Annotated in this window: 26 protein-coding genes and 4 pseudogenes; 26 read left to right on the top strand and 4 right to left on the bottom strand. The window is 32.1% G+C overall.

Features of this window, described 5'->3' with window-relative positions; all coding sequences use genetic code 11:
• Positions 1 to 2 precede the first annotated feature (2 nt).
• From HMPREF3181_RS02185 to HMPREF3181_RS02175, 3 genes are all read right to left on the bottom strand, one after another.
• Positions 3 to 821 carry an ABC transporter permease gene (locus HMPREF3181_RS02185; RefSeq protein ID WP_002843647.1) on the bottom strand — a complete coding sequence of 273 codons (819 nt, stop codon included), beginning with the start codon at positions 819 to 821 and terminating at the stop codon, positions 3 to 5.
• The gene (locus tag HMPREF3181_RS02180) at positions 822 to 1,757 is read right to left on the bottom strand and encodes an ABC transporter permease (RefSeq protein ID WP_002843642.1); all 936 of its coding nucleotides are present in this window, start codon (positions 1,755 to 1,757) and stop codon (positions 822 to 824) included. It abuts the gene before it with no gap.
• Positions 1,758 to 1,972: 215 nt separating this feature from the next.
• Positions 1,973 to 2,947: a helix-turn-helix transcriptional regulator gene (locus HMPREF3181_RS02175; protein ID WP_002843648.1), complete on the bottom strand. Its 975-nt coding sequence runs from the start codon at positions 2,945 to 2,947 to the stop codon at positions 1,973 to 1,975.
• Positions 2,948 to 3,178: 231 nt separating this feature from the next.
• Here HMPREF3181_RS02175 and HMPREF3181_RS02170 point away from each other — a divergent pair, with 231 nt between their 5' ends.
• From HMPREF3181_RS02170 to HMPREF3181_RS02065, 26 genes and pseudogenes are all read left to right on the top strand, one after another.
• Positions 3,179 to 4,912: an ABC transporter ATP-binding protein gene (locus HMPREF3181_RS02170; RefSeq protein ID WP_002843630.1), complete on the top strand. Its 1,734-nt coding sequence runs from the start codon at positions 3,179 to 3,181 to the stop codon at positions 4,910 to 4,912.
• A 10-nt stretch (positions 4,913 to 4,922) separates the two neighbouring features.
• Positions 4,923 to 6,641, top strand: coding sequence for an ABC transporter ATP-binding protein (locus HMPREF3181_RS02165; protein WP_068472566.1), 1,719 nt, complete (start codon positions 4,923 to 4,925; stop codon positions 6,639 to 6,641).
• A gap of 15 nt (positions 6,642 to 6,656) precedes the next feature.
• Positions 6,657 to 8,018 (top strand): MATE family efflux transporter, encoded by a 1,362-nt coding sequence (locus HMPREF3181_RS02160; RefSeq protein WP_002843655.1) that lies wholly within the window; start codon positions 6,657 to 6,659, stop codon positions 8,016 to 8,018.
• A gap of 256 nt (positions 8,019 to 8,274) precedes the next feature.
• A complete protein-coding gene (locus HMPREF3181_RS02155; protein ID WP_002843645.1) occupies positions 8,275 to 8,685 on the top strand; it encodes a sigma-70 RNA polymerase sigma factor region 4 domain-containing protein in 411 nt (136 codons plus the stop codon).
• Positions 8,686 to 9,142: 457 nt separating this feature from the next.
• Positions 9,143 to 9,292, top strand: coding sequence for a hypothetical protein (locus HMPREF3181_RS07825; RefSeq protein WP_002843633.1), 150 nt, complete (start codon positions 9,143 to 9,145; stop codon positions 9,290 to 9,292).
• Between the two features lie 95 nt (positions 9,293 to 9,387).
• A complete protein-coding gene (locus HMPREF3181_RS02145) occupies positions 9,388 to 11,073 on the top strand; it encodes a recombinase family protein (RefSeq protein ID WP_002843660.1) in 1,686 nt (561 codons plus the stop codon).
• Entirely contained in the window at positions 11,073 to 12,740 is a 1,668-nt protein-coding gene (locus HMPREF3181_RS02140; RefSeq protein ID WP_025271975.1) for a recombinase family protein, read from the top strand. Before HMPREF3181_RS02145 ends, HMPREF3181_RS02140 begins: the two co-directional genes overlap by 1 nt.
• On the top strand, positions 12,733 to 14,226 hold the full coding sequence (locus HMPREF3181_RS02135; protein ID WP_003038722.1) for a recombinase family protein: 1,494 nt from the start codon (positions 12,733 to 12,735) through the stop codon (positions 14,224 to 14,226). The genes HMPREF3181_RS02140 and HMPREF3181_RS02135 overlap by 8 nt, the downstream gene beginning before the upstream one ends.
• Positions 14,227 to 14,335: 109 nt before the next feature.
• A complete protein-coding gene (locus tag HMPREF3181_RS07820; protein ID WP_068472561.1) occupies positions 14,336 to 14,989 on the top strand; it encodes a site-specific DNA-methyltransferase in 654 nt (217 codons plus the stop codon).
• Positions 14,986 to 17,190 (top strand): DEAD/DEAH box helicase, encoded by a 2,205-nt coding sequence (locus tag HMPREF3181_RS02125; protein ID WP_068472557.1) that lies wholly within the window; start codon positions 14,986 to 14,988, stop codon positions 17,188 to 17,190. Before HMPREF3181_RS07820 ends, HMPREF3181_RS02125 begins: the two co-directional genes overlap by 4 nt.
• Before the next feature lie 10 nt (positions 17,191 to 17,200).
• Positions 17,201 to 17,515, top strand: a complete 315-nt coding sequence (locus HMPREF3181_RS02120; RefSeq protein WP_068472556.1) for a hypothetical protein — start codon at positions 17,201 to 17,203, stop codon at positions 17,513 to 17,515.
• 8 nt (positions 17,516 to 17,523) lie between these two features.
• Positions 17,524 to 18,147, top strand: a complete 624-nt coding sequence (locus tag HMPREF3181_RS02115; protein WP_068472554.1) for an alpha/beta fold hydrolase — start codon at positions 17,524 to 17,526, stop codon at positions 18,145 to 18,147.
• Between the two features lie 79 nt (positions 18,148 to 18,226).
• A complete protein-coding gene (locus tag HMPREF3181_RS02110) occupies positions 18,227 to 18,463 on the top strand; it encodes a hypothetical protein (RefSeq protein WP_068472551.1) in 237 nt (78 codons plus the stop codon).
• Between the two features lie 73 nt (positions 18,464 to 18,536).
• Entirely contained in the window at positions 18,537 to 18,710 is a 174-nt protein-coding gene (locus HMPREF3181_RS07815) for a hypothetical protein (RefSeq protein ID WP_197415910.1), read from the top strand.
• Between the two features lie 182 nt (positions 18,711 to 18,892).
• The gene (locus HMPREF3181_RS02105) at positions 18,893 to 19,420 is read left to right on the top strand and encodes a PcfB family protein (RefSeq protein WP_068472549.1); all 528 of its coding nucleotides are present in this window, start codon (positions 18,893 to 18,895) and stop codon (positions 19,418 to 19,420) included.
• Positions 19,421 to 19,547: 127 nt separating this feature from the next.
• Positions 19,548 to 19,887: pseudogene (locus HMPREF3181_RS02100) on the top strand (phage replisome organizer N-terminal domain-containing protein); the annotation flags it as partial.
• Between the two features lie 160 nt (positions 19,888 to 20,047).
• On the top strand, positions 20,048 to 20,152 hold the full coding sequence (locus HMPREF3181_RS08100; RefSeq protein ID WP_369817068.1) for a hypothetical protein: 105 nt from the start codon (positions 20,048 to 20,050) through the stop codon (positions 20,150 to 20,152).
• Complete coding sequence (locus tag HMPREF3181_RS02095; protein WP_068472547.1) at positions 20,133 to 20,567, top strand: DNA cytosine methyltransferase; 435 nt, start codon at positions 20,133 to 20,135, stop codon at positions 20,565 to 20,567. Before HMPREF3181_RS08100 ends, HMPREF3181_RS02095 begins: the two co-directional genes overlap by 20 nt.
• A gap of 7 nt (positions 20,568 to 20,574) precedes the next feature.
• A pseudogene (locus tag HMPREF3181_RS07465) lies at positions 20,575 to 20,661 on the top strand (DNA recombinase); the annotation flags it as partial.
• A 153-nt stretch (positions 20,662 to 20,814) separates the two neighbouring features.
• Positions 20,815 to 20,922 (top strand): annotated as a pseudogene (locus HMPREF3181_RS07460) (DUF1413 domain-containing protein); the annotation flags it as partial.
• A 172-nt stretch (positions 20,923 to 21,094) separates the two neighbouring features.
• Positions 21,095 to 21,463, top strand: coding sequence for an ArsR/SmtB family transcription factor (locus HMPREF3181_RS02090; RefSeq protein ID WP_068472545.1), 369 nt, complete (start codon positions 21,095 to 21,097; stop codon positions 21,461 to 21,463).
• A 145-nt stretch (positions 21,464 to 21,608) separates the two neighbouring features.
• On the top strand, positions 21,609 to 21,830 hold the full coding sequence (locus HMPREF3181_RS07940) for a cation transporter (protein WP_003145146.1): 222 nt from the start codon (positions 21,609 to 21,611) through the stop codon (positions 21,828 to 21,830).
• A 15-nt stretch (positions 21,831 to 21,845) separates the two neighbouring features.
• Complete coding sequence (locus HMPREF3181_RS02080; protein WP_068472543.1) at positions 21,846 to 23,690, top strand: heavy metal translocating P-type ATPase; 1,845 nt, start codon at positions 21,846 to 21,848, stop codon at positions 23,688 to 23,690.
• 143 nt (positions 23,691 to 23,833) lie between these two features.
• Positions 23,834 to 24,313 (top strand): Csac_0668 family 2Fe-2S cluster-binding (seleno)protein, encoded by a 480-nt coding sequence (locus HMPREF3181_RS02075; protein WP_068472541.1) that lies wholly within the window; start codon positions 23,834 to 23,836, stop codon positions 24,311 to 24,313.
• A gap of 66 nt (positions 24,314 to 24,379) precedes the next feature.
• On the top strand, positions 24,380 to 24,688 hold the full coding sequence (locus tag HMPREF3181_RS02070) for an RNA methyltransferase (protein ID WP_231723251.1): 309 nt from the start codon (positions 24,380 to 24,382) through the stop codon (positions 24,686 to 24,688).
• 77 nt (positions 24,689 to 24,765) lie between these two features.
• The gene (locus HMPREF3181_RS02065; protein ID WP_068472539.1) at positions 24,766 to 25,011 is read left to right on the top strand and encodes a cytoplasmic protein; all 246 of its coding nucleotides are present in this window, start codon (positions 24,766 to 24,768) and stop codon (positions 25,009 to 25,011) included.
• A gap of 69 nt (positions 25,012 to 25,080) precedes the next feature.
• Here the strand turns inward: HMPREF3181_RS02065 and HMPREF3181_RS07665 are convergent.
• A pseudogene (locus tag HMPREF3181_RS07665) lies at positions 25,081 to 25,556 on the bottom strand (IS481 family transposase); the annotation flags it as partial.

Raw genomic sequence — 25,556 nt, 5'->3', positions numbered from 1 at the left:
ATCTAATCCTCCTTCGGGGAAAGTACATCTCTTAAAGATTCTCCAAAAATATTAAATCCGGCAGAAGTTAGAAGAATACATAATCCGGGATAAATAATAAGTGTTGGATTTGAGTATAGGTATTGTTTTGAGTTTGACAACATAATTCCCCATTCCGGAATGTTTTCAGATAGTCCTACGCCTAAAAAGGAATAACCTGAAATCATTAGAATAATAGCTGCAATTCCTGTACTAAAATACACAACTATGAGAGGAGCAATATTAGGAAATATATGTTTAACTATAATTTCTATGGAGTTGCATCCTGAAATTTTAGCTGCAATGATATAGTTCTTCCTTTTCTCAATTAGAACATAACTTCTAATTACTTTTACAAACCAAATCCACATAGATAAAATTATGGAAATGATTAAATTTATGCTGCCTTGACCAAGTATTCCTAAAAGAGATAGAACAATGACAATAGGTGGAAATGCCATAAAAACATCACAAAGCAACAAAATTAGTTTATCTAAAAAACCTTCAAACCAAGCACTTATAGTTCCGACAATGGTACTAATCAAGGCTAAAATGAAAATACTTGGAAATGCAATGCTAAGTGAGTATCGGGCTCCATAAATAAGCCTTGATAAAACACAACGCCCTAATTGATCTGTACCTAAAGGAAAGTTGTGAGATGGAGTCAGAAACTTCTGGCTAATGTCTACTTCATAAGGGTTATTTGGTGCAATCAATGGTGCGAATATAGCGATAGTAATAAAAATTATTATCAGTGATAAACCGAATAATAGTTGTTTGTTGGCAAGTATTTTGCGAAACATTTAATTATCCTCCTCTATAGTAAAAATATGAGGATTTAAAAAATGATTGATACTTTCGGATACATAGTTTGATATAACGAAGATCATACCAAGTATTAACATACAACCGGTAATTGCTGGAGTATCTCGATTTACAATGGCTGACATAAAATATGCTCCGAGTCCCGGCCATGAGAATACATTCTCCACAATTACACTTCCTGCAATCATCATTCCTATATTTTGAAAAAATAAAGTAATCATTGGGGGAAGAGAGTTTTTTAGAATGTGTGCGTATAATATTCTTTTGTAGGATAATCCTCTTGCTCTGGCGTATGTAACATATTCCTGCTCGGAATTTTCTAATAGTGTGGTTCTTAATATCTTTACAGATGAAGAAATAACAGGTGCTGCCAGAGTTGCTGCTGGAAGAATCAAACTTCTAAAGTTTCCGTATTCGACAACTTTAAAAATGGGAAGTTTAATTGCAAATATAGATAAAAGTACATATCCGAGCCAAAATGAAGGCACAGAAATACCTAATATGGTTATAACTTGAATAGATTTATCTATTAAAGTATCTTTTTTGTACGCTGAAACTAAACTAAGAGGAATAGTAATCACCGCAATAAAAAAAAGAGATACAATTACCAGTTTAACAGTGGCAAAAAGTTTATCTTTAATATCGCTTAATACAGGATTTGATGTTTGATAGGATATTCCTAAATCACCAACCAATGCGTGTTGCAACCATTTTATATATTGAATAGGTGCAGGTTTATCCAATCCTTTCTCTATACGAATATTTTCAATTTGTTCTTGGCTTGGATTACCATACAGATGATGTCCGATTGTTTCAGCAGAGTCAATGGAGGATATATTTGCCAGAAAAAAGGATATTATACTGATCATAAATAGCACTAAAACCAATCTGAAAAATTTATTTATGATTCTCAAAATAATCCCTCCTTAACTAAAAAATGTGAGTTAGCCTAGCTTAACTAACTCACATTTTACATTATATTAGACTTATAAACAAGGGCGATTAGTTTCATTAAAAAAACGCTAAAAGTCCATGTTTAATCGCTGAAAATAAGGATTTAAGAAGAGGTATAAGAACAATAAGTTAAAATATTGTGATACATATAAAAAATATCATGATACCATATATGCTATAGATGGTGAATATTACGATATTCCATAGGACTCATCTTAAATGTTGATTTAAAAATTTTTGCGAAATGCCCTGCATTTTTGTATCCGACTTTTAGAGCAATATGATAAATCTTATCATCCGTATCCTGTAATAAAAGAAGAGCATAATTCATTCGCATTACTTTTAGATACTCGTAAACAGTTGTCCCGTATACTTGTCTAAAAGCCATTTGGAAACGAGAACAGCTCATATTAGCTATTTTAGACAATTCTTCAATAGAAGGATAGGATGAAAGATTATGTTTCATGAATGTAATAACTTTATTCAATGAACGCTTGTCTTTACGATCTAATTTTACAGAAATATGAGGACGATTTTTTTTCATTTCTATCGTGTTTGTTATAAGCGAAAGTATTTCAATTACCTTTCCTTCCATATATAAATTTCTGGTATTTCCAACAGCAGGACAATCTTTTATTTGCTGAAAAACAAAATTTAATTCCGGAGAGTTGGGGTTTTCTACAAGAAAGTCTAAAGCATCTTTTGAGGTTTCATAGGCATTACCAAATCTTTCTTCTAAAAATGAATCAAAGTATTTCTTTGTTATGATTACTTTTGTAAAACAGGTTGATTTGTTTGACTCACAAAAAGCATAGGCACTTTTTCTTGTATTTGCATAACAACAAATTCCCTTATCTACTTGTTTCACTTTTTTTCCGCCTACCTTGAAGTAACTGGAATCTGTTTCAAATTGACTGATTTCAAAATATTCTTCTTCTATTTCAGATACCTTTTCAAAATTGTTACTTGGGATAAAGTCGGCAATAATAATTAGAAATTGATTGTGGAAATTCATTACTTGCACACTACCACAACCATATTCGGCATTCATTCGGTAGAAATTATTACCTAATGTTGACTCTTCTTCTATTTTATAAAAATGCAAATTTTGTGGAAGCTCTTCGTAATATTTAATGACTGTTTTTTTCATGAAACATACCTCCTTATCATTATATCATTCTACCATAATTTAATATCATAATCAACCAAATTTATATCACGATATTTTTAATTATTAAACGAAAAAAACGATAAAAATGGCTTAAATAAAGGGGTTACATCAATATTTAGACTGGATTATTTATGAAATGCAATATGTTGATTTATTTTTTCCTTTATCATACCCTATTAGTGATAATAAACGATAAAGAGGTGAGAGAACATGGAAAGACTTGATGAAAAAAACATAAGTATATTTTCATTGTTGAAATATGAAAAAGTCAAAATTTTTATAGGTGTATTGTTAGGGATATTCAGTGGAGTTTTATCATTTACCCCCTATGTTATCTTGTATCAGATGATTTTATCTTTAATAGGTAAGACTCTAAACATTCATACAGTATTGATGTGGTCATTGGTTATGGTTATATCGACCATCTTACAAAATATTTTGATGTCGGCAACAATGATATGTACTCATGTCGCAGCCTACAACATTATGCACCGTTTAAAAATGGAAGCTTTGGAATATCTATCAAAAGTAAATTTGGGGTTTTTCAACAATAAATCAACAGGAGAATTAAAAGCAGCGTTATTTGACGATATAGAAAAACTTGAGGTCTTTATAGCACATAATTTAGTTGAGATAATTCAGGCAATAGTAATTCCTGTTATAGCGATTGTATTAATGTTTCGTATAAACATTTGGATGACATTGGTTATGATAATACCCGTTATTGTGGGTGTTTTTTTACCTACATTCATGATGAGAAAATATCCAGATTTAACAATGAAGTATACCAATACATTTTCGGAGGTGATGGGAGTAACGAATGAATATGTGAACTGTATGTCCATAATAAAAATGTTTGGACTGACAGCAGATAAGTTTGTCAGCTTAAGCAAATCATCAAAAAAATATACTAAATGTCTTAAAGATATGGCTAAATGCTCTTGTTATCCACTCGCATTCACGATTGTAATCTTAGATTCAGGAGTGCTATTTACTTTACCTATTGGAGGCTATTTATATTTAAATAAATTGATTTCATCACAAGAATTACTTGTATTTATGTTATTGACGATGTGTTTTTATAGAACATTTTTTAATTTGTTCAATATCGCTATGGGAAGAATAGAGCTAAATAGCGGGCTTGTAAATATAAAGAAATTATTTTCTGCTCCTGTTGAAAAAAACGGCGAAAAAAGGGTTAAATCAGAATCGTTAGAAATAGAATTTGAAAATGTGAATTTTGGATATGATGAAAACAACCTTGTATTGAAAAATATTTCAATGAAGATAGAGCCTAAATCATTTACTGCATTTGTTGGTGAATCGGGAGCAGGTAAAACGACTGCTGCAACACTGATAGGAAGGTATTGGAATGTTGACAGTGGCGAAATTAGAATATCCGGTATTCCAATTAATGAGTTAAGTACGGACTCGCTTATGGCATCAATTTCTTTTGTTTTTCAAGATGTCTTTATTATGGAGGATACATTATTTGAAAATATCAGAATGGGCTTAAATGTCAATGAAGAAGAAGTATATTATGCTGCCAAAAATGCTCAAATACATGATTTTATTTCTGGCTTGCCTGATGGATATAAAACTAAAATTGGTGATAAAGGCTTTAAATTATCTGGAGGTCAAAAGCAGAGAATCAGCATTGCAAGAGCGATCTTAAAGGATGCCCCGATTATTATTTTTGATGAAGCGACATCTTATTCCGATATTGAAAATGAACATAAGATTCAAATTGCATTAGAGAACTTATTAAAGAATAAAACAGTGATTATGATTGCTCACAGACTGCACACAATAAAGAATGCTGATAAAATTGTGGTTTTTGAAAAAGGGAAAATTGTTGAACAAGGGGCACATAATGAGCTTATTGATTTAGGCGGGCATTATGCAGATATGTGGAATATTTATATACAAAATTATGTTGAGTAGGGGGGATAGTATGGTTAAAGATATAAAAAAATTGATAGGAAAAAATTTTGGAAAACTGTATTTCCCTATATTTCTTATGTGCTTAGACAGCTTAGGAAGTATGGTGACATATTTTATTTTGTATTTGACGATTATTGATATTTTCAACGGGACATTAAATATGAACGGCGTAGTCAAATATACTGTTGTATGTCTGGCGGCTGTGATACTGAGAATTTTAGCATATAGAAAAAGTTACTTAATGTCTTTTGAAAATTCTTTTGAGATTACAGGGGAATTGAGAATTAAATTAGCTAATCATTTTAGAAAATTAAGTTTAGGATACTTTAATAAAAATAGCAAAGGATATTTAATCAATACTTTAACAAATGATTTGACAAGTTTTGAAGGATTGCTTTCACACACATTGCCATTCTTAATAAAAATGGCAACGATGTGTATATTTCTGATAATTGGTACATTTTTTATCAATTATAAACTGGCTCTTGCAGAATGCTTTGTGATTTTTCTTTCCATTCCTATCTTAATCTTTGGAGAAAAAACAGCCAAAATACTGGAGATAGATAAACGAAGGATAAATGAAACTATGATTTCCACTGTATTGGAATATATAGGCGGTATTAAGGTTTTCAGAGCATATAATATGCAGGCATCAAATTTCGAGAGATTAAAAAACAATATGGATTTAGTGAGAAAAAATGGCATTAGCACTGAAATGAAGTTGGCACTACCAACAGCACTATATGCTTCATTAGTGAATTTCATAATCCCAATGACTCTGTTGGGTGGGGGCTATTTGTTTTTAGAAGGAGATTTTAAAGGAGAATCACTTATCGCTTTCATGGTTATGGGAATTGCTTTGTCAGGGATTTTAAGCTCATTTGAAAGATACTATATTATGCTAAAAAACCTGAAAATTGCTTCCAATAATTTGGATGAAGTTATGAAGTATAAAACATTTGATTTCGATAATAAGGAAGATGAAATATGTAGTTATTCTGTGGAATTTAAAGATGTTTATTTCTCATACGATGATAATAAAGAGGTATTGCATAATATAAGTTTTACGGCAAATGAGGGAAGTGTAACAGCTCTAATTGGAGAATCTGGGGCAGGGAAAAGTACAATAATGAATTTAGTTGCAAGATTTTGGGATGTAACAAATGGAGAAATTTTAATTGGCAATAAGAATATTAAAAATATCAATCCTGATAGTTTATTAGCTTCAGTTGGAGCTGTGTTCCAAGAAAATATTTTGCTATCAGATACTATATTTAACAATATTCTGATAGGAAATCCGAATGCAAGTTATGACGATGTAATAGAGGCTTCAAAAATAGCTTGTTGTCATGATTTTATCACTTCATTGCCGGAGAGCTATAATACGAAAGTCGCTGAAGGAGGAACATCTCTTTCTGGAGGTGAAAAGCAAAGAATTAGTATTGCCAGAGCTATTTTGAAAAATGCTCCAATATTACTATTAGATGAATTCACAGCATCATTAGATGCGGATAATGAAATGAAGATTAACAAAGCCTTTGAGCATTTAATAAAAGGAAAAACAGTGTTTGTTATTGCACACAGACTTCATACGATAAAAAATGCAGATCAAATCATTTTGCTGAATAAAGGAAAAATAGAAGAGATTGGAAATCATGCAGAATTATTTGAGAAAAAGGGTCATTATTACAAGATGATAACAAAACAAATAGAATCGAAAAAAGACTGATGAAGGGAGTATAAAGTGAACGATAAAGTAAAAATTATGAGCGAAGAAAATATAACAAAGGCACTCTTTAAACTTGGAATGCCAATGGTTATAAGTATGTTGGTGATGGCATTATATAATGTCGTGGATACATATTTTGTATCTGGTTTGGGAAAACAAGCAGTTGCTGCTGTATCCGTTGCATTTCCTATTTCATTAATATTTTCCGGAATAGGTTTAACTTTTGGTGCGGGAGCAGGTTCATATATTTCTCGTTTGTTAGGAGGAAAAAATAAGAAAGAAGCAGATACTGTCGCAACAGTGTCAATGTTTTCAAGTGCTGTTATCGGTTTGACAGTAGGAGTGCTTTTATTTCTGTTCTTAACTGAAGTTCTAAAATTCATGGGTGCTATTCCTTCGATTATGGATATGGCAAAGATATATGCTGGTATATTTATCGCAAGTGCAATATTTAGCACAATAAATGTAACTTCAGGAAATATAGCAGTATCACAAGGAGCGGCTAAAGTTTCTTTGAAAGCAATGATTGTAGGCTCCGTACTTAATATGATTTTAGATCCAGTTTTTATTTATAAGTTTGATTTAGGTGTAAAAGGAGCTGCTATTGCAACTTTAATTTCCCAATTGGTAACAGGTTTAATGTATCTGTTTTATTTCAAAGGAGGGAAAAGTTTTCTTGAAATAAGACTAATTAATTTTAAGCCTACATCCGGTATCTATAAAGAAATTCTAAAAGTAGGAATTTCTATGTTTCTACTACAGGTGTTTTCAAGTATATCTATCAGTAAAATATCTTCGTCTGCATCATTATATGGAGAAGAAGCAATTGCGGCTATGGGAATAGTTCTCAGAATTGTTACATTAGGAACAAATGTAGTATTTGGATATATGAAAGGATTACAACCGTTAGCAGGTTTTAATTACGGAGCGAAAAATTATACAAGATTAGATGAGGCAATTAAATGCTGTATAAAATGGACTAACATTTTTTGTGTAGCTTGGACTGCTATTATTTATATTTTTGCACCAAGTATATTATCAATATTCGGAACTGGTGATGATGTTCTAAAAATTGCGGTTCCTGCATTAAGGGCAGGTGTAATAATGTTTGTTACATTTGGATTTCAATTTACTTACTCTACATTGTATCTTTCAATGGGCAAAGCCCTTGAGGGAGGCTTTTTGAATATTTGTAGACAAGGAATCGTATTTATTCCTATAATTCTGGTTTTGCCCCAGTTTATCGGATTAAACGGTGTTATATACGCTCAAGCCGTTTCGGATTTCATAACAACGCTTATAACAATACCATTTGCCATAAGTGTGCATAGAACGATAAGTAGAAAAAAGAATTCTGAAAAAGTAGGAGTGATTTAATGCGTATTTTTAAAGGTGAGGTAAAAGAAAAATGGATTAAATAGTGGAGGTAATTACTATGTGTTATGTAGGGTCGGTTATTCATATAGAAAAAAACAATAGCCCTTTTTGATACTGGTAATTATCATAAACAATCAAATTTAAAATATAGAGAAAGAGAAAGTTTCTTTCATTTCAGAGGACTTATTATGCCTATGTGCAGAAGTCCTCCTTTTTTTGTCTAAAAACGCAGACAAAAAGAAATGGAGGAAATAAAATGCCAAAAGAATATTACCTTTATGTAAACGGGCAAAAGGTTAAAGTCAGCGAGCAGATATATAAAGTCTACTGGCGAGAAAAAGAACACGAAAAGTATTTAGAGCAGGTGGACAAGAAAAACCACTTGCTCTTTTTTTCTTCAATGGATCATGATGGACATTTTGTAGATAATATTGTTGATGAAAGTGTTGATGTAGAAAAGATTGTTGAAACACAGATGATGATTGAAGCAGTCAGAAGTGCTATATCAAGACTTAATGCAGAAGAAAGAGATATTATCGAAAGACTGTATTTCAATGATGAAACGGTTCGTTCAGTGGCAAAGCTCAAAAGTATTACACATCCGGCTTTAATCAAAAGAAGAAACAAAATTCTTGAAAAGTTGAAAAAATTTATCGAAGAACTTTAAAACTTTGGTAACCAAAGGGGTCAAATTTTCCTTATGTAAAGTGAAGGGGAGTTTGACCTCCTTTACTTTCTTGAGTAAGAGATGTGCCTGCTTATGGCAAATAGGAAAATGTAAAGAAAACAATCCCTTTCAAATATTGCTCTTTGACAACTGAATAGACCAAGGTAGGACTTTATCTACTTGTGGAGAATTATGACTTACGCCATGACCTTTCTGCTGAAAGAAATTTTGGTTTTATGAATACTGATAAATCAAGGAAACAAGAAAGCGAGCGATAAATAAGAATACATAAAAACAGATGTGGCAATCTGTTCGTTGAAACAAGTAGTGATAATGATACTTCAATAGTTTAAGCCGGCTCGTCTGGAATAAGAGGCGGAGGTGAGATTCCTATGTTGCTGCCAAGCACCTACCAATGTCAAAAAACTTATATTCGATTAAATGCGAGGTTATGATCATGAAAAATGAAAACAAGAAAAATGAAGATAAAAAGCAAATAGAGAAAAATTATGAGAAGAAGATAACCTACTCAAGCAGCAAGAGCGAAAAGCTTGATTTGCTGGATATTATTGAAATGCACCTTTTAAGGTCGGTCATAAAACTATAGGGCTGACATAAAAATCCAGGTGCGGTACAATATAAGCGGTAGAAGCAATCTTCCTAAATGACTATTTGCCAAAATAAAATTTTAGGAGGGTTCTTATGAACAATAATATCGCTTGTATGTATCTTCGTCTTTCAAGAGAAGACGGGGATATTTCAGAAAGTAATTCTATTTCAAATCAAAGACAAATCATCAAGTCTTACGCTAAGGAAAACGGCATTACCATATCTAATGAATATGTAGATGACGGCTTTAGCGGTTCTAATTTTGACAGACCGAACTTCAAGAATATGATTGAAGACTTAAACGCAGGTAAGTTTAAGATAATTATCGTAAAAGACTTATCCCGTTTCGGTAGAGATTATATCGAGTCCGGCAAATACTTACAAAAGATATTTCCCGAAAAAGGTGTACGCTTTATTTCCGTAAATGATAATTACGACAGCGACAACGCTGATGTGAGCGATACCCACCTGATACTTCCTATTAGAAATTTTATCAACGACAGTTACTGCCGTGATATTTCTATGAAAGTAAAATCATCTAAGGAGGTCAAAAGGAAAAACGGAGAATTTATCGGCTCTTTCGCTCCATTCGGTTATAAGAAAGACAGTAAGAATAAGCATAAGCTTGTGGTTGACACGGAGGTTTCTCATATTGTCAGCCGTATTTTTGATATGAAAATTGAGGGATATTCCTCAAAAGCAATCGCTGATTTTCTAAACAGCATAGGTACGGTTACACCGTCCAGGCACAAGGAGAATAAAGGCGATAACTTTAACACGGGCTTTATCGTAAAAGATGCCAAGTGGGATGCTAAGATGGTCAACAGGGTCATCACCAATAAGGTATATATTGGCGTTTTAGAACAAGGCAAGACGGCAAAGCTCAATTACAAATCCAAAAGAGAAGTCGATGTAGCAAAGGATGACTGGATCATAATAGAAAATGCTCACGAAAGCATTGTTTCCAAATCCGTATTTGCACTGGCAAATAAAATGCTGCTTCGAGATGTAAAAGCTTCAAAAGAAAATCCGAGTATTCTGTCTGGAATGCTTTACTGTAAAGATTGCGGCAGCCCGATGATTAGACGAAAGGTCAAGTCAAAAGACGGCTACAACATCTTTTATATATGCTCCGAATATAACATCAAGGGCGAATGCACAAGGCATAGCGTTAAAGAAGATTATGTAATAGGTGCTACCATTCATGCTCTTAATGATTATCTTTCAAAATATAATGAGCTTCTTAAAAAGGTAAGTAAGATTGATATTTCTAAGCTCACAATCAAGGCTGATTTCGACTCCTTAAATGCGGAAAAGAAAAAGTATGAAAGGCTTAGAGGCTCTCTTTATATGGACCTGGAAGAAGAGCTTATTACCACAGAAGAGTTTGAGAGATTTAGAAAAAATTATCTTCTTAAGATTAGGGAGATTGAGAAACAGATTATTACAAAGCAAAAAACGATAGAAGAATTAAAAGAAAAAATTAAAGATAAGGGTAGTTTTGTTTCCGATATTATTCCTAATGTAGAAGAGGGTACGCTGAATAGATTATCCTTGGTGTCTTTCATTGACCGCATAGAGATTGGCGAAGATAACGCCATAAACTTTGTCTTTAATAATATGGATACAGTAAATCTAATGCAGGCAATTTTAGACAGTGAAAAATGCGAGTTTAAGGCTTCAGATGAAAATAAGGTGAAAGTATTTACCATAGGCAGAGCTTATGGCGAAGCCTTAGAAATGAATATGCCAAAACTTGCGGTGGGAGGTGTTTGCTAATGGCAAGGACTTCCAAAAGATACATTCAAAAGGCTGAGGATAGTACAGAAAAGGTATTTTATAAAGCAGGTATTTACACAAGACTGTCATCTGAAAGAAAAGAAGAATGGAGAGAGAAATCTTCTTCCATTGAAACACAGCTGCTTTGTTGTAAAGAATATGCCTTAAAAGAAAACATTAAGGTCTTAAACACATATACAGACTATGAATATAGTGGAACAAATTTTGAAAGACCTCAGTTTCAGGAGATGATGCAGGATATTAAGGATAGAAAGATAAACTGTATTATCATAAGGGACTTATCAAGACTTGGCAGAGAATATCTTGAAATGGGAAGACTGATTGATAAAGTATTTCCGTTTTTAGGTGTTAGATTTATCTCGGTTAATGACAAGGTGGATACTGTAAAGGACTTGGACTCTAAAAAGTCATTTGAGGTAACGCTGAAAAATATCGTCAACGATATGTATGCCAAAGATATTTCCGTCAAGATAAAAACAAGTAAGCATAACAGAGCAAAAAACGGATATTTTATCGGTACTGTTCCTCCTTACGGATATAAGGTTGTAAAGCTGAAAGAGGGACAGAAATTAGAGATAGATGAAAAAGTTCGCTTCATCGTAGAAGAGATGTTCCGCTTAACACTTGAGGGTAATAGTCAGTATGAAGTTGCAAGATACCTTAATAGAAAAGGATATGCCACAGGTATGGTTTACTATAAGACCGGAAGAGTTTACAGGCTTGACGGAGAACCGCAGTGGCATAAGTCTACTATTTCTAAAATCCTAACAAACAGAGCCTATACAGGCACATTGGTGCAGGGAGTAAGACAGCAAAATCTTGCAAAGGGTGTAAAACAGCATTTTGTAGAGGAAAATGAGCAGATAGTATTTGAAAATGCTCACGAGCCTATTATCTCAAAAGAAGATTTTGAAAAGGTGCTTGAGGGTAGAAAACAAAGACTTGAAAATCATCGTTTCGCTGCTAAAATGCACGACTTTGAAAGAGATTATGAAAATAGATATAAGGGCTTGGTTTTCAACAATAACACCGGCAAAGAGCTTTTCAGAAGAACAAGAATATATGGTAAAAATCAGGATAGACTTTACTATTCTTTTCAAAATGACACCTATACGGGAACACTTGAAAAAGAAAAAAGTGTCTTCGTCATGGAAAGAGATTTAGATAAGGCTATCAGTGATAAGGTATCCGAGTTTATTACAAAAGCTACAAGTAAGAAAAAGTTTATTGAAAGAGTGTCTTTGAGATTTGATGAGGGGCTTTCCCTTGCCACAAAAGATACCCAGAAGCTGAATGATAAGGTATTGAAAGAAGAGCTGTTCATTCAAAAGGCGTATGAGGAATATAGCCTTGGAAAGATTGACAGGGAGCTTTATTCACTGAAAAGAGAAATTGCTCTAAGTCATATAGCCACAATTAACAATGAAGTAATAGCTCTTGAAAACAAGGCAAAAGAGCTTGAAAAGGAAAAGAGAAAATCACTTAAATGGATAAGGGATGTATTTTCAGCAAAGGGAATTGAAAAGCTTTCAGGCGATTTAATTCACAGCCTTGTAGAAAAGATAATCGTTTATGCCAATCACGATTTCGAGGTGATTTTCAAATTTAATATGGATATGCTGATGGGAGGTGTAGAAAGTGAGTAAGATAGCCCTTTATATCAGACTTTCCGTAGAAGATCAGATGAAGAAAGACGAAAGCGAGAGTATCATCAATCAAAGGCAATATCTGAATGACTATCTCAATAGAAATGAAGAGTTTAAGTCTTTTCAAAGAGAAGAATATATTGATGACGGCTATACCGGAACAAATGAAAAGCGTCCTTCTTTTCAAAGAATGCTTGAGGAAGTAAAGTCCGGAAAGATTAACGCAATCATCGTAAAAGACCTTTCAAGGTTTATGAGAGACTATATTGCTCTTGGTGATTACCTTGAAAATATCTTTCCATTTCTTGGCATAAGATTTATAGCCATAAATGACGGATATGACAGTGCGAAAGAAAAAGGAAATGGAACAGACCTTGATATTCAGTTTAAGGGGTTGCTCTATGATTTCTATACAAAGGATATTTCGCAGAAGATTAAGTCGGTTTCAACGGAACTAAAAAAGCAAGGGAAATTCCTTGCTTGGAGTCCGCCACTTGGCTATATGAAAGATCCGGTTGATAAGTACAATATCATCATTGATGAAAAAACTTCTTGGATAGTCAGAAAAGTATTTGACTTAGCTTTAAGCGGAATGGCTACAAGAAAGATTGCAGCCGTAATGAATGCTGAGAATATACCTACACCGAATGAGCGTAAAAAAGAACTTACCAATATGGACTACGAGTATAACATCGTATCTTCTGAAAACAGAAAGAATCCTACTTGGACAAACGGAACTGTAACGGATATGCTCTCAAACGAAAATTACACAGGTACTTATGTCTTCAATATGCAAGAAAAATCAGTGTTGACACCCAGAAGCTTCAAATTCCATCCAAAAGAGGAATGGGGCAGGGTGCATAACCATCATGAAGCTATTATCTCTCAGGAAGAATTTGATAAGGTTCAAGCCATAAAAGAAAGCAGACGCTTTATTAAAGGTAAGAATACTGATTATCCTTGGAGACAGCATTCACCACTTCAAGGATTTGCTAAATGCCCTACTTGTAATCATATATTGGGATTTGTTCAGTCGAAAAGACCGAGGCTTGATGGAAGCGTGAGGGTACACAAGTATTTTCATTGTAGAATTTGCAAATGCAACAATGTGGAACATAAGAATTCAAGAGCGGAGAAACTTGAAGAGCAGGTTTTAGCTCTTATTAAAGAAAAATATGGTGAGGTTAAAGCTGAGCAAAAGGATAAGATAAGCGTTAAAGATTTGGAAAAACAAGTCGAAAGACTTGAAGCTAAAAAGACTTCAGACTTTGAAAAATACAAACTCGGCAAGATGACAAAGCTCAAATTCATAGAAAGTAAAAAGAGTATCGACAAAGCACTTGAAAGCCTATCGGAAAGAATAGCGGAACTTTCTAAACAAGATGAGGTAGTTAAGGATAATGAGCTTACAAGGGAGCTAATGGAAAAGTATATTGACTCTGTCCTATGTGAGGGAAGCATTGTTCAGAAAATCATATGGAAATAGACGCAAGAGGGAGTGAGAAATCACTCTCTTTTGTTGTCTAAAAATAGACAATATATTTTGTGTCATTCGCTTGACACGAGAGGGCAGTGGAACCACTGGACAAGCTGTTATGGAGCTCAATAAAGAAGATGGCGGCAGTCGTAAATTTATACTTTGCACAAATAATGAAAATAATATTTGTGAAGATATAACATACGAAAGATTGAGTAGGGTCATAAAAGGCTATGATTTCGAAGGCAAGATTAAAGATGATTTAAAAAGTTACAATCTAAATATATCTAACTTAAAAAAAATGGATTCCATATTTCAAGAATTTGAAGATATAAAATTTGAAAAAAAAGATGAATATGATAAGTTTTTAAATCAATCAAAAGATGGAGTATTAAAGTTAATTGGAGAAAAAGAAATATTGGATAAAGTAGCAGGTATACCTCATAACCTTAAATATTATAAAACAGAATTTATACCAAAACTTTCAGAATATGAGGAAATTCTAGCTTCCAAACTTCTTGATTATATCAAGGAAATGGTGGAACTTGAAAATATGTGCGAGATTGATGTGGATAGTAGAAGAATCATTTTATCTGATGAAGATTTAAAGATAGCACTTTCTGAAATGGAGGAAGGCAGTGTTTTATATATTCCATCATTCATACTACTAACTAATGAAATCAAGAATAGTATAGAGGAAAGGAAACTTGAAGTAGTTACTATTCCGGACTATTATTTCACGGAAGAATTAAGAGAGGTGAACGAATTATGATGTTAGATTTATTTGATTTTCAAACAGATGCCAAAAACTATCTTTTGGATAAAACGACAGATCCGAATGCAAAAAGAAAAATTATTGTAAAAAGTCCGACGGGTTCTGGCAAAACAATAATTCTACTTTCTTATATCTATGACTATCTTCTGTGGAAGGACCCTAAAAAGGTATTTATCTGGCTTACTCCGGGCAAGGGAGATTTAGAGGAGCAGTCCAAGGAGAAAATGGACGAATATATTCATCATGCAAAATCTGCTAATATACAAGATGCTCTTCTTCAAGGCTTTAAGGGTGGTTATACCTATTTCATAAACTGGGAAATGATAACCAATAAAAAGAATAATGCACTTAAAGATAGTGAAAAGAAAAATCTTTTTGAAAGAATTGCCGAAGCACATAGGGAACAACTTTCTTTTATCACAATTATTGACGAGGAGCATTTGAATAACACCTCAAAAGCAGATGATATATTGTTTGCCCTTAATTCTGATAGGGAGATACGAGTATCGGCAACAACTGTCAAAAACCCTATGGCAGAATTTTATGAAATACCAGAAGAAGAGGTAATAAATTCTGGTCTAATTACAAAGGCACTCTATATAAACCCCAGTATTGAAGCAGACGAAATGGACGACCTTGAAAGTGAAACTATTTATCTAATACAAAAAGCCGATGAAAAGAGAAAAGAAATCAAAGCCGAGTATGAGAAAATAGGAGAGAAAATTAATCCTTTAGTCATTATACAATTTCCAGATATGAGTGAGTCCTTAGTTACTTTTGTAGAGGAATATCTAACAAATATGGGTTACACCTATAAAAATAAAATGCTTGCTAAGTGGTTAAGTGAGGAGAAGATAAATACACTTGATGTTACAGATAAAAATTCTAAGTCAAACTTCTTAATTATGAAACAAGCTATTTCAACGGGTTGGGATTGTCCGAGAGCAAAGATACTTGTTAAGCTTCGTGAAAACATGACAGAAACCTTTGAAACTCAAACAATAGGACGCATAAGGAGAATGCCAAGAGCAAGACACTATAACAACGACCTATTAGATTTTTGCTTCCTCTATACTTTCGATGAAAAGTACAAAGAGTCTGTTATACAGGGTGGAAATACCTATGAAGTTAAGAGGTTATTTTTAAAAGACAAGTGTAAAAATTTTGAACTTGTAAAAGAATATAGAAATAAAGACTATCAGTTTGTAGATGAAGTAGTAGTTAGGGATAGAGCTTATGATTATTTCAAAGACAAATATAAACTAACTAATATAAAAAAGGACAACGAAAAATTATTAGAGTCTTATGGTTTTATAATGGGAACAAAAGTTATATCTACCTTTAGGACTGGTAAGTTTATAAAACTTAAAGATATTGTTGATGAAAAACAAGGTGAAAATAGGGAGATAGCCTATGAGGTATCAACTCACGATCATGGAATTGATTGTTTGCACGCGGTTGATATGATAAAAAAAGTTACGGGCGTTCCATCTAAAAGGATGAGGGTAATTCTTCAACATCTTTTCCATAAAAATATACCATCAAACAAGAAGCTGTTAAATCTTTCTAATCGTGAGTGGTACGCTTTTATGATAAATAATGCTTATAAACTCAGAGATGACTTTTTAGATTTAGCTGCAATTTCTAATGGAAGACAAATGCAATTCTTGGATAAGAAAACTGAAAAATGGAAATTGCCATTAGAAGATTTTTATAAGTATCTTCCGTATGAAACAGAAGTAGTCGAGTATAAGAAAAATGCTTATAAAGAATACAACACATCTATGACAACATCTCAGTTTAGATCAACTTCAGAACAACTCTTAGAAAACTATCTTGAAAGTAGAGATGATGTAGATTGGTACTATAAAAATGGCGATAAAGGACAGCAATACTTATCGGTTGTTTATGGCAATAATCTAAGCAAGGAATATCTTTTTTATCCAGACTATATAATTAAAAAGAAAAATGGAGAAGTATGGATAATTGAAACTAAAGGTGGAGAAAGAAAAGCTGTAAGTAAAAATAGAGACAAGCAAATCGAAAATAAATTTTATGCTTTTAAGGACTATGCAGATAGGCGTAAAATTAACTGGGGGTTTGTAAGAGATAAAGATACAAGACTTTATATTAATAACACAGACTACACAGAAGAAATGAATAATGAAAATTGGAAAAGACTAGAAGATTTATTTTAAGGAGATTATTATGAAAAGTTTAAAGTGGTATACCATAGCTTCATGTATTTGGATATTTATATTTCCTATAACAGGAATAACAGGGTGGGCTTTTATGATTAGTGGTCCAATTGTTATAGTTGGAAGCATCGTGAAATTTGTGTTCAAATTATTAGGAATAGAACTATATTGGTTAACTAAACCTAGCTTTGGTTTAGGAGTTTTACCAGACTTAATTATTTCCGTAATTGTTGGATTTATACTAACTATTATTGGAATATGGTTATGGAGAATTACTAAGAGAATATATCATTGGTTAGGGTCAATAAAGCCTGAGAATTATTAAATTTAATTATGAAGAATATTTTAATTCATGGGTTGGGTCAAGATGATAAAAGTTGGGATAAAGTAAAAGACTATTTGAGAGAATACAATTATAATATTGTTTGCCATAATCTATTTGATCTATTAAAAAATGATAGTTATGAATATAATAATCTTTATGATTTTTTTGAAAAACGAATAAATAATTGTAATGACAAGGTAAACTTATGCGGTCTTTCTTTAGGTGGGATACTTGCTTTAGACTATGCAAAAAAGAACCCCGAGAAAGTAAACTCTCTAATTTTAATAGGAGTACCATACAAGATACCTAAATTACTTTTTAGCATACAAACATTTATTTTTAAACTTATGCCACAATCTAATTTTTTAAAATTAGGTCTAACAAAGAATGAATTCATAAATCTGCTTAAATCAATGAAGGACTTAAGGATAAATGATGGATTAGAACATGTAAATTGTAGGACATTATTACTTTGTGGAAAAGAAGATAAGCTCAATATTAAGAGTAGTAAACTTTTTAATGAGAAGATTAAAAATAGTGAATTTAGAATAATAAAAAATTCTGGACATGAAATAAATATTGATAATCCTAAAGACTTAGGACAGATAATATCAGAATTTTGGACTGTGTAAATAGAATAATTATAAGTAGCCTAGACGATAGAAAGTAAAAAATCTATCGTCTTTTTTTATTACAAGAAAGGAGTTTTATATGAAAAAATTAGAACAAATAAGACAAAAGTCAAAAGAAATAAAAGATAAAATAGACGATACAGAAGAAAGATTAAGGCAACTAAAAAATCAAGAAAAAAAGATATTAAAACAAGATATAGTAAAAAGAAGAAAAGAAAGTATCATAGAAAAGATTAAAGAGTATAAGCTAGATAGTGATAAGTTTAATGAAAAAAGACAATCCACCAAAGACTATTACAAAAATCAAGAAAGATAAGACCTGGTAAAAATATCTTATCCAAGCTATAATATGACCAAGAAAATAAAGGCAAATCTAGGAGGTAATAGAGATGAATAAAAGGCAAGAGCTAATAGATGAACTCATAAAAGCAGACGGAGATGGAACATACAAAACCTATAAAACCACAGAAGAAATAAAAGCAATGAACAATGAAGAAATACAGATTATATATTCCAACATGAAAAACTATCTATCAGACAAAAGAACACACACAAACTACTAAAGGTGGAAAGGTATTGTAAGCTATTTAAAAGTATAAAAGGTACAAATACCTAATAAATATATAAAAACATCAAAATAAGGCATTCCACCACTACCAATAACCAAATAAAAACAAGCAAAGGGAAGTATAGAAAAGTTAAAACCTATACTTCCCTTTTTTAATTCTAACAAAGGAGATAAAACATGATAAACGAAGAAATAAGCAAAGAAGCAGGTCAAGCAGCACAAACCATAATATCATACACAATAAAGGTAGCAAAAGAATCAATCAACTTAGACAAAGAAATAAGAAAAAAGATGAATGATACTTTAGAAAAAGCAAATGGAAACCTAAAAAGTCTTATGGGTGATGAAATGAAAATAAAAGACCTCTACAAGAAAGGACAACTAGAAAATATAAGCATAGATCAAAGCGACCTCAAAGACTTAAAAAAAGAACTAAACAAACTTGGAGTAAGTTTTTCAGTAATGAAAAATAAAGAAACTAAAAACTATGAAGTATTCTTCCAAGCCAAAGACATAAAAGTAATTGAATATGCCTTTAAGCAAGTCATAGCCAAGGAAAATAAAAAAGAAAAAGAAAGTATCCTAAAACAAATAAAGAAATACAAAGACCTATCCAAGAACAAGGATAAGACCAAAGAGAAAGTCAAAAGAAAAGTAAAAGAAAAAGTAAAACCAAGCAAAAAAGATATGACCAGAGAAATCTAAGGGAGTAACGAAAAGTTACACCCTTAAATAACCATAATAAACAAGACTTCCGAAAAGAAGAAGTCCAGAATTTAAGAAAATCGGAAATCAAGAATTTCGATTATCGAAAATCAAGAAAGGATCAGATATGGCAACAAACAAAAGATATTATTGGATAAAATTAAAAGAAGAATTTTTCACAGACAAAAGGATAAAAAGATTAAGGAGAATATCGGGAGGAGATACCTACACGATAATCTACCTCAAACTTCTACTACTAAGCCTAAAAGATGAGGGCAAACTCTATTATGACGGAGTAGAAAGTGATTTTATAAAAGAGTTAGCACTAACAATAGATGAAACAGACGATGATGTAATGGTTACAGTTAATTATTTAATCAATTAAGGCTTATTAGAAGTTGTAACAGAAAATGATGAATACTATTTAACTGAAATACCAAACTTAATCGGATCAGAAACAGCCTGGGCAGAGAAAAAAAGAAGATACAGACAAAATAAACAGAGGACATTGTCCTTAATGAGTCCAACCCATGTCCGACAAGAGATAGAGATAGAGAAATATATAGAGATAGATAAAGAGAGGGCGATTTAGTAGTAGATCCATTTCTAGGAAGCGGTTCTTCTGCAATTGCAAGCTATAGATTAAATAGAAATTTTATCGGTGTTGAATTAGAAGAAAAATATGCTAAATTAGCGAATATGAGGGTAGAAGATGAAAATACAAGTTATTGATTTGTTTTCTGGAGTTGGTGGACTATCTAAAGGATTTTTCGACTCAGGATTTGAAATTGTTTTAGCAAATGAAGTTGACTATTCTATAGCTAATTCTTATAAAAAAAATCATCCTAAATTGAAAATGATTAATGAAGATATTTCAAAATTAGATATTGATGATGTTTTTAATGAGTATAAAAATATAGACGTAATTGTTGGGGGACCACCTTGTCAAGGATTTTCTCAAAAAGGGAAAAGAAAAATAATGGATGATCCACGTAATTATTTATTTAAATATTTTTTTGAGGTAGTTAGTGTTGTTAGACCGAAGTATTTTGTGCTAGAAAATGTACCCAACATATTAACTGCAAATAACGGACATTTTAAAGACGAAATTTATAGCTTATGTTCCAGTAATGGTTACACGTTATGATGATACCCTAGTAAGGAAGATTATCCAGAATGTTAGTGTTTATGATGACCACTTTGTAATATGCTTTAAATCTGGAATTGAAATGGAAGTATGATTTAATACTAATATAAACCGTCAATTAAGAGTTAGGTTCTCTTGATTGGCGGTTTTTGCATTGACTTTTACATGATTTATACATGTGATATTATCAAAAATGTTGTTTATAAGGTTATTGATAAGGAGTTGACCACATGAGTGATGTAATAAGCTGTTAGATGAAGCTATTAAAGAAACCGAAAACTTGTACGAAGGAGAAGTCTTTATTTTTAAGGAATTGTTTAAAGGATATGTATGGAACAGGATACCGAGAAAGGACTGTACTAATGTCTTAGTAGATGTTTTTGAGATATTTTAAATAATACAAAAAATACTTGAATAAATGCTCATATAACTATTGACACAAGAGAAAAATAATAATATAATAAATATACAACATATGAATGCTTGTCCAAGTAATCAGATGAAATGATTTAAAAAGAGGTGATAATATGACTAAAAAATTTAATTCAATTGAAAGATGTGACTGCAATCTAATTCATGAGGATATTGTAAATCAAGTTAGAGATAAAATGCCTCAAGAAGAAAGCCTTTATGATCTAGCAGAATTATTTAAAGTATTTGGAGATTCAACACGAATCAGGATATTATGGGCTTTACATGAAGCTGAAATGTGTGTTTGTGATATCGCTGTATTACTTAACATGACACAATCAGCAATTTCCCATCAGCTGAGAGTCTTAAAACAAGCTAATTTAGTGAAAAACAGAAAAGAAGGCAAAGTAGTATATTATTCATTAGTTGATGATCATGTAAGAGAAATATTTGACCAAGGTCTAATTCATAGCAACGAGAAGTAGTAATGTGGTAGAATAGAATATTTTTTGAAGATATTTGGGCATATATTTAAGTCTTCATTTCAAATGAGCAATGCTTCAAGAAAATTTGAAAAAGACTTGTAGTATTTATAATAAAATTACAAATAATATTTAGGAGGATTTAATAATGAAAAAGAAATTTATACTTGAAGGTTTAGATTGTGCAAATTGCGCGGCAAAAATGGAAAAGGCTATTAATGAGCTTGATGGAGTGAAAGAAGCTACTGTTAACTTTATGACCACAAAACTCGTTATTGATGGTGAGGATGAAAAAATGCCAACAATAATAGCAGAGGCCGAAAAAATAGTTAAAAAAATTGAACCCGATACAACTATGAAAAAGGCTTAAAGGAGGCTATTTAGTATGACAAAACGACTATGGCGAATAATTATTGGTGCAGCCGTGTTAGCTACAGCAGTATTGCTTAGTTTAAATAACGAATGGTTACAGATTGCTCTCTTTATAATAAGTTACATTATTGTAGGTGGAGATGTTGTAAAAAGAGCTGTAAAAAATATTTTTAAAGGTCAAGTTTTCGATGAAAATTTTTTAATGAGTATTGCAACAATTGGTGCATTTTTTATTGGTGAGTATCCTGAAGGTGTTGCAGTTATGCTGTTTTATCAAGTTGGAGAACTGTTTCAAAGCTATGCAGTTGGCAAGTCGAGAAAGTCAATTGCAAGCCTTATGGATATTCGACCAGATTATGCAAATGTTAAAAAAGGTGATGAACTTGTCAAAGTTGACCCAGATGAAGTACAAATTGGAGATATTATTGTAATTAAAGCAGGAGAAAAAATTCCTCTTGATGGCAAGGTAATTGAGGGAAGTTCAATGATTGATACATCGGCACTAACAGGCGAATCTGTTCCTCGTAAAGTAGAAGTTGGAAGTGATATCCTAAGTGGGTGCATCAACATTAATGGGGTTATTACAGTAGAGGTTACCAAGGAATTTGGAGAATCTACTGTAAGTAAAATTCTTGATTTAGTTGAAAATGCAAGTAGTAAAAAATCCAATTCAGAACAATTTATTACGAAGTTTGCGAGATATTATACACCGGTTGTGGTTATAATTGCAGTTTTTCTAGCTATTATACCACCTCTTGTTATAGACGGGGCGACTTTTAGTGATTGGATATATAGAGCACTAGCATTCCTTGTGGTATCCTGTCCGTGTGCTTTAGTTATTTCAATTCCTTTGAGTTTCTTCGGTGGAATAGGTGGAGCCTCAAAAAAAGGTGTTTTAGTCAAGGGTAGTAATTATTTAGAGGCATTAGCAGAAACTGAAATTGTTGTTTTTGATAAAACTGGAACACTAACGAAAGGTGTATTTAATGTACAGGAAATTCATCCAGAAGGAGTTTCCAAAGAAGAGCTACTAGAATTAACTGCACATGCGGAAAGCTATTCCAATCATCCGATTTCACTTTCACTGAAACGTGCATATAGCAAAGAAATAGACAATGAACGTATTTTAGATGTAGAAGAGATATCAGGTCATGGTGTTATTGCAACAGTAGATGGCAAAAAGGTTATGGCAGGAAATATCAAACTTATGAAAATGATGGATATCCCTTATTTCAAGGGAGAGCTGATCGGTACTATTGTACATGTTGCTGTTAATAACAAATATATAGGTTACATTGTAATTGCCGATGAGGTAAAGGAAGATTCAGCACAAGCAATCAAGGAACTTAAGGCAGCTAATATTAAACAAACAGTTATGTTGACAGGTGATAATAAAAGTATTGGTTCAAAAGTTGCTAAAGAGCTTGGTCTTGATAAGGTTTATGCAGAACTGTTGCCAGCAGACAAAGTTGAAAAACTAGAAGAATTATTTTCGCAAAAATCTAAAAAAGGTAAACTTGCCTTTGTTGGTGACGGAATCAATGATGCACCTGTATTAGCTCGTGCAGACATTGGAATAGCAATGGGTGGTTTAGGTTCTGATGCGGCCATTGAAGCTGCTGATGTTGTAATTATGACTGATGAGCCATCGAAAATTGCTACTACAATGAAGATTTCTAAAAAGACACTAAAAATTGCACATCAAAACATAGTATTTGCAATTGGAATAAAAATAATTGTTCTTATTTTGAGTGCTTTTGGAATAACTACTATGTGGGCAGCTATATTTGCAGATGTAGGTGTAACTATCATCGCAGTATTAAATGCTTTTAGAGCTTTGAATGTAAAGAATCTATAAACTATTTTTCCTATTCACCCCTTGAATGATACCGATAATTAACGATACAATCAAGGTGTATTTTTTAATTTAAAAACTATAAATGAAAATTGGTTGGGATTTACCTTGAATTAAATGGTTTTAAAGATATGGAGGTTATGTAATTGAAAGTTATTGATGAATGTTGCTGTGAATGTATCACACAAAATTTAAATAGAACAAAGGAGAGTTGCCCTGTCTGTAATAATGAAGGAGTAACAGTTAGTAGGATAACCGTTGAACACTTGGTGACAGATGATTATCGTAATGCCGTTGATGGAGATCAATATAAGATATGCATGAATGAGGACTGCGACGTTATTTACTATAACTTAGATAAAGAAATAAAATTCTTAAAAGACCAAGTTAGGGTTCCTATCTGGTTTAAGAAAGATGCAGATCCTAAGTATGCTTGTTATTGCAGCAAAGTCACAGAAGATCAGGTAATTGAAGCAGTTGTAAAGCATGGTGCGAAAACCATTAAAGAAGTAAATGCCATCACTGGGGCAATGAAAAATTCTAATTGTAAAGAAAACAATCCGTTGGGAGTTTGTTGTCATAAGATTATTCAGGAAGCTATCGATAAAGGCTTGAAAATGAAATAATTACAGTCGATATGTTCCTACAAACGAGAGCCAATCTTTGATATGTTTCCATCTACGAGCGTGGATATGTTCCCCATAACCATAGGGGTTGAGACGGTAGCACTTTTGTCCAAACTAAATACAGAACAACATTTAGATATAGAAATAGCTGAAGATAAATTATCTGAAATTGACTTTTCAAAAGATGCAACTTATAGAGAAATTAAAAAGTATGTGTTAGATAAATATGGACTAAAAGTTTCAAGCCTATATATTGCACAAGTAAAAAGGAAATATGGTCTAATAGAAAGAGAAAATTACAATACTAGCAAAAATAAAAATCAAAGAGTACCAAAGTTTAAAACTCAAAAAATAAATAGTTGGTGTGCTGCTTAGAGTATCCATTTTAATAATGGATATTGTAAATAGCATACCAATTTAAATAAAGATTATAAATTTTATAAGGAGGTATTATGGATTGTATAGAAGCTCATAAGTATTCTTTTGCAAATAAAACTATGCTTAAACATGAAAAGAAGTGTGGTTGTTTTTATTGTTGTAAAATATTTTCTCCAAATGAAATAGAAGATTGGTGTGAAGATGAACCAGATTGGACAGCTATTTGTCCATATTGTGGGATTGACTCTGTGATAGGAGAATCTATTGGATATCCACTAACAAAAGAGTCGTTAGAAAAAATGCACAAAGAATGGTTTTAGTAAAAACATAGCAAAAATTTAATATGTAAATTTTAGACGATAGAAAATAATAATTCTTTACGTTTTTCAATAGGAAAAAGCCATTTTAACAAAAGTAACAGTACTATAAGAAGATTGTTCCTTAAAAGGATAAATAAACCTTTCACGAGTTGCCTCATCAATAATTGTATATTGGTAGAATTTATCTGGGTATTTACCAACATAACAAGAATTGGGAACATATTTAACATCAAGTTGCATTTTAACACCAATTTTAGTAGGAGTATGATAAGGTTTAGGAACATAGGGTTTGGAAGGTTGTTTAACATCTTAAAAAAACCAAGTTTTCTAAGGAATCTAAAAAGGGAGCAAGGGTGTCTAGTATAACCTTTATTTAGTTTAAGTTTAGCATAAAGTTCAATCAAAGAAATATTAGGATTTCTTCTAATGAGATTTTTAATCCAATAAATTTCAGTATCGGTATGAGAATTAGGGTGTTTAGATAAAGGTCTATGAGATTTATCCCTAAGGAAGTCAATAGAGCCATCAAATCTTTTATTCCAACG

The sequence above is a fragment of the Parvimonas sp. KA00067 genome (assembly GCF_001553085.1).
Lineage (GTDB): Bacteria > Bacillota > Clostridia > Tissierellales > Peptoniphilaceae > Parvimonas > Parvimonas parva.
The sequence above is the reverse complement of the archived record's forward strand: the minus strand, read 5'-3'. Positions and strand labels throughout refer to the sequence as shown.

What these genes read in the sequence shown, in the direction of transcription:
- HMPREF3181_RS02080 (WP_068472543.1), top strand. Translation starts at nt 21,846, where the DNA reads ATGACAAAACGACTATGGCGAATAATTATTGGTGCAGCCGTGTTAGCT.
- HMPREF3181_RS02095 (WP_068472547.1), top strand. Translation starts at nt 20,133, where the DNA reads ATGAAAATACAAGTTATTGATTTGTTTTCTGGAGTTGGTGGACTATCT.
- HMPREF3181_RS07825 (WP_002843633.1), top strand. Translation starts at nt 9,143, where the DNA reads ATGAAAAATGAAAACAAGAAAAATGAAGATAAAAAGCAAATAGAGAAA.
- HMPREF3181_RS02070 (WP_231723251.1), top strand. Translation starts at nt 24,380, where the DNA reads ATGTTCCCCATAACCATAGGGGTTGAGACGGTAGCACTTTTGTCCAAA.
- HMPREF3181_RS02120 (WP_068472556.1), top strand. Translation starts at nt 17,201, where the DNA reads ATGAAAAGTTTAAAGTGGTATACCATAGCTTCATGTATTTGGATATTT.
- HMPREF3181_RS02170 (WP_002843630.1), top strand. Translation starts at nt 3,179, where the DNA reads ATGGAAAGACTTGATGAAAAAAACATAAGTATATTTTCATTGTTGAAA.
- HMPREF3181_RS02110 (WP_068472551.1), top strand. Translation starts at nt 18,227, where the DNA reads ATGAAAAAATTAGAACAAATAAGACAAAAGTCAAAAGAAATAAAAGAT.
- HMPREF3181_RS02090 (WP_068472545.1), top strand. Translation starts at nt 21,095, where the DNA reads ATGACTAAAAAATTTAATTCAATTGAAAGATGTGACTGCAATCTAATT.
- HMPREF3181_RS02125 (WP_068472557.1), top strand. Translation starts at nt 14,986, where the DNA reads ATGATGTTAGATTTATTTGATTTTCAAACAGATGCCAAAAACTATCTT.
- HMPREF3181_RS02065 (WP_068472539.1), top strand. Translation starts at nt 24,766, where the DNA reads ATGGATTGTATAGAAGCTCATAAGTATTCTTTTGCAAATAAAACTATG.
- HMPREF3181_RS02145 (WP_002843660.1), top strand. Translation starts at nt 9,388, where the DNA reads ATGAACAATAATATCGCTTGTATGTATCTTCGTCTTTCAAGAGAAGAC.
- HMPREF3181_RS07815 (WP_197415910.1), top strand. Translation starts at nt 18,537, where the DNA reads ATGAATAAAAGGCAAGAGCTAATAGATGAACTCATAAAAGCAGACGGA.
- HMPREF3181_RS02185 (WP_002843647.1), bottom strand. Translation starts at nt 821, where the DNA reads ATGTTTCGCAAAATACTTGCCAACAAACAACTATTATTCGGTTTATCA.
- HMPREF3181_RS02140 (WP_025271975.1), top strand. Translation starts at nt 11,073, where the DNA reads ATGGCAAGGACTTCCAAAAGATACATTCAAAAGGCTGAGGATAGTACA.
- HMPREF3181_RS02155 (WP_002843645.1), top strand. Translation starts at nt 8,275, where the DNA reads ATGCCAAAAGAATATTACCTTTATGTAAACGGGCAAAAGGTTAAAGTC.
- HMPREF3181_RS02105 (WP_068472549.1), top strand. Translation starts at nt 18,893, where the DNA reads ATGATAAACGAAGAAATAAGCAAAGAAGCAGGTCAAGCAGCACAAACC.
- HMPREF3181_RS02165 (WP_068472566.1), top strand. Translation starts at nt 4,923, where the DNA reads ATGGTTAAAGATATAAAAAAATTGATAGGAAAAAATTTTGGAAAACTG.
- HMPREF3181_RS02115 (WP_068472554.1), top strand. Translation starts at nt 17,524, where the DNA reads ATGAAGAATATTTTAATTCATGGGTTGGGTCAAGATGATAAAAGTTGG.
- HMPREF3181_RS07940 (WP_003145146.1), top strand. Translation starts at nt 21,609, where the DNA reads ATGAAAAAGAAATTTATACTTGAAGGTTTAGATTGTGCAAATTGCGCG.
- HMPREF3181_RS02175 (WP_002843648.1), bottom strand. Translation starts at nt 2,947, where the DNA reads ATGAAAAAAACAGTCATTAAATATTACGAAGAGCTTCCACAAAATTTG.
- HMPREF3181_RS07820 (WP_068472561.1), top strand. Translation starts at nt 14,336, where the DNA reads ATGGAGCTCAATAAAGAAGATGGCGGCAGTCGTAAATTTATACTTTGC.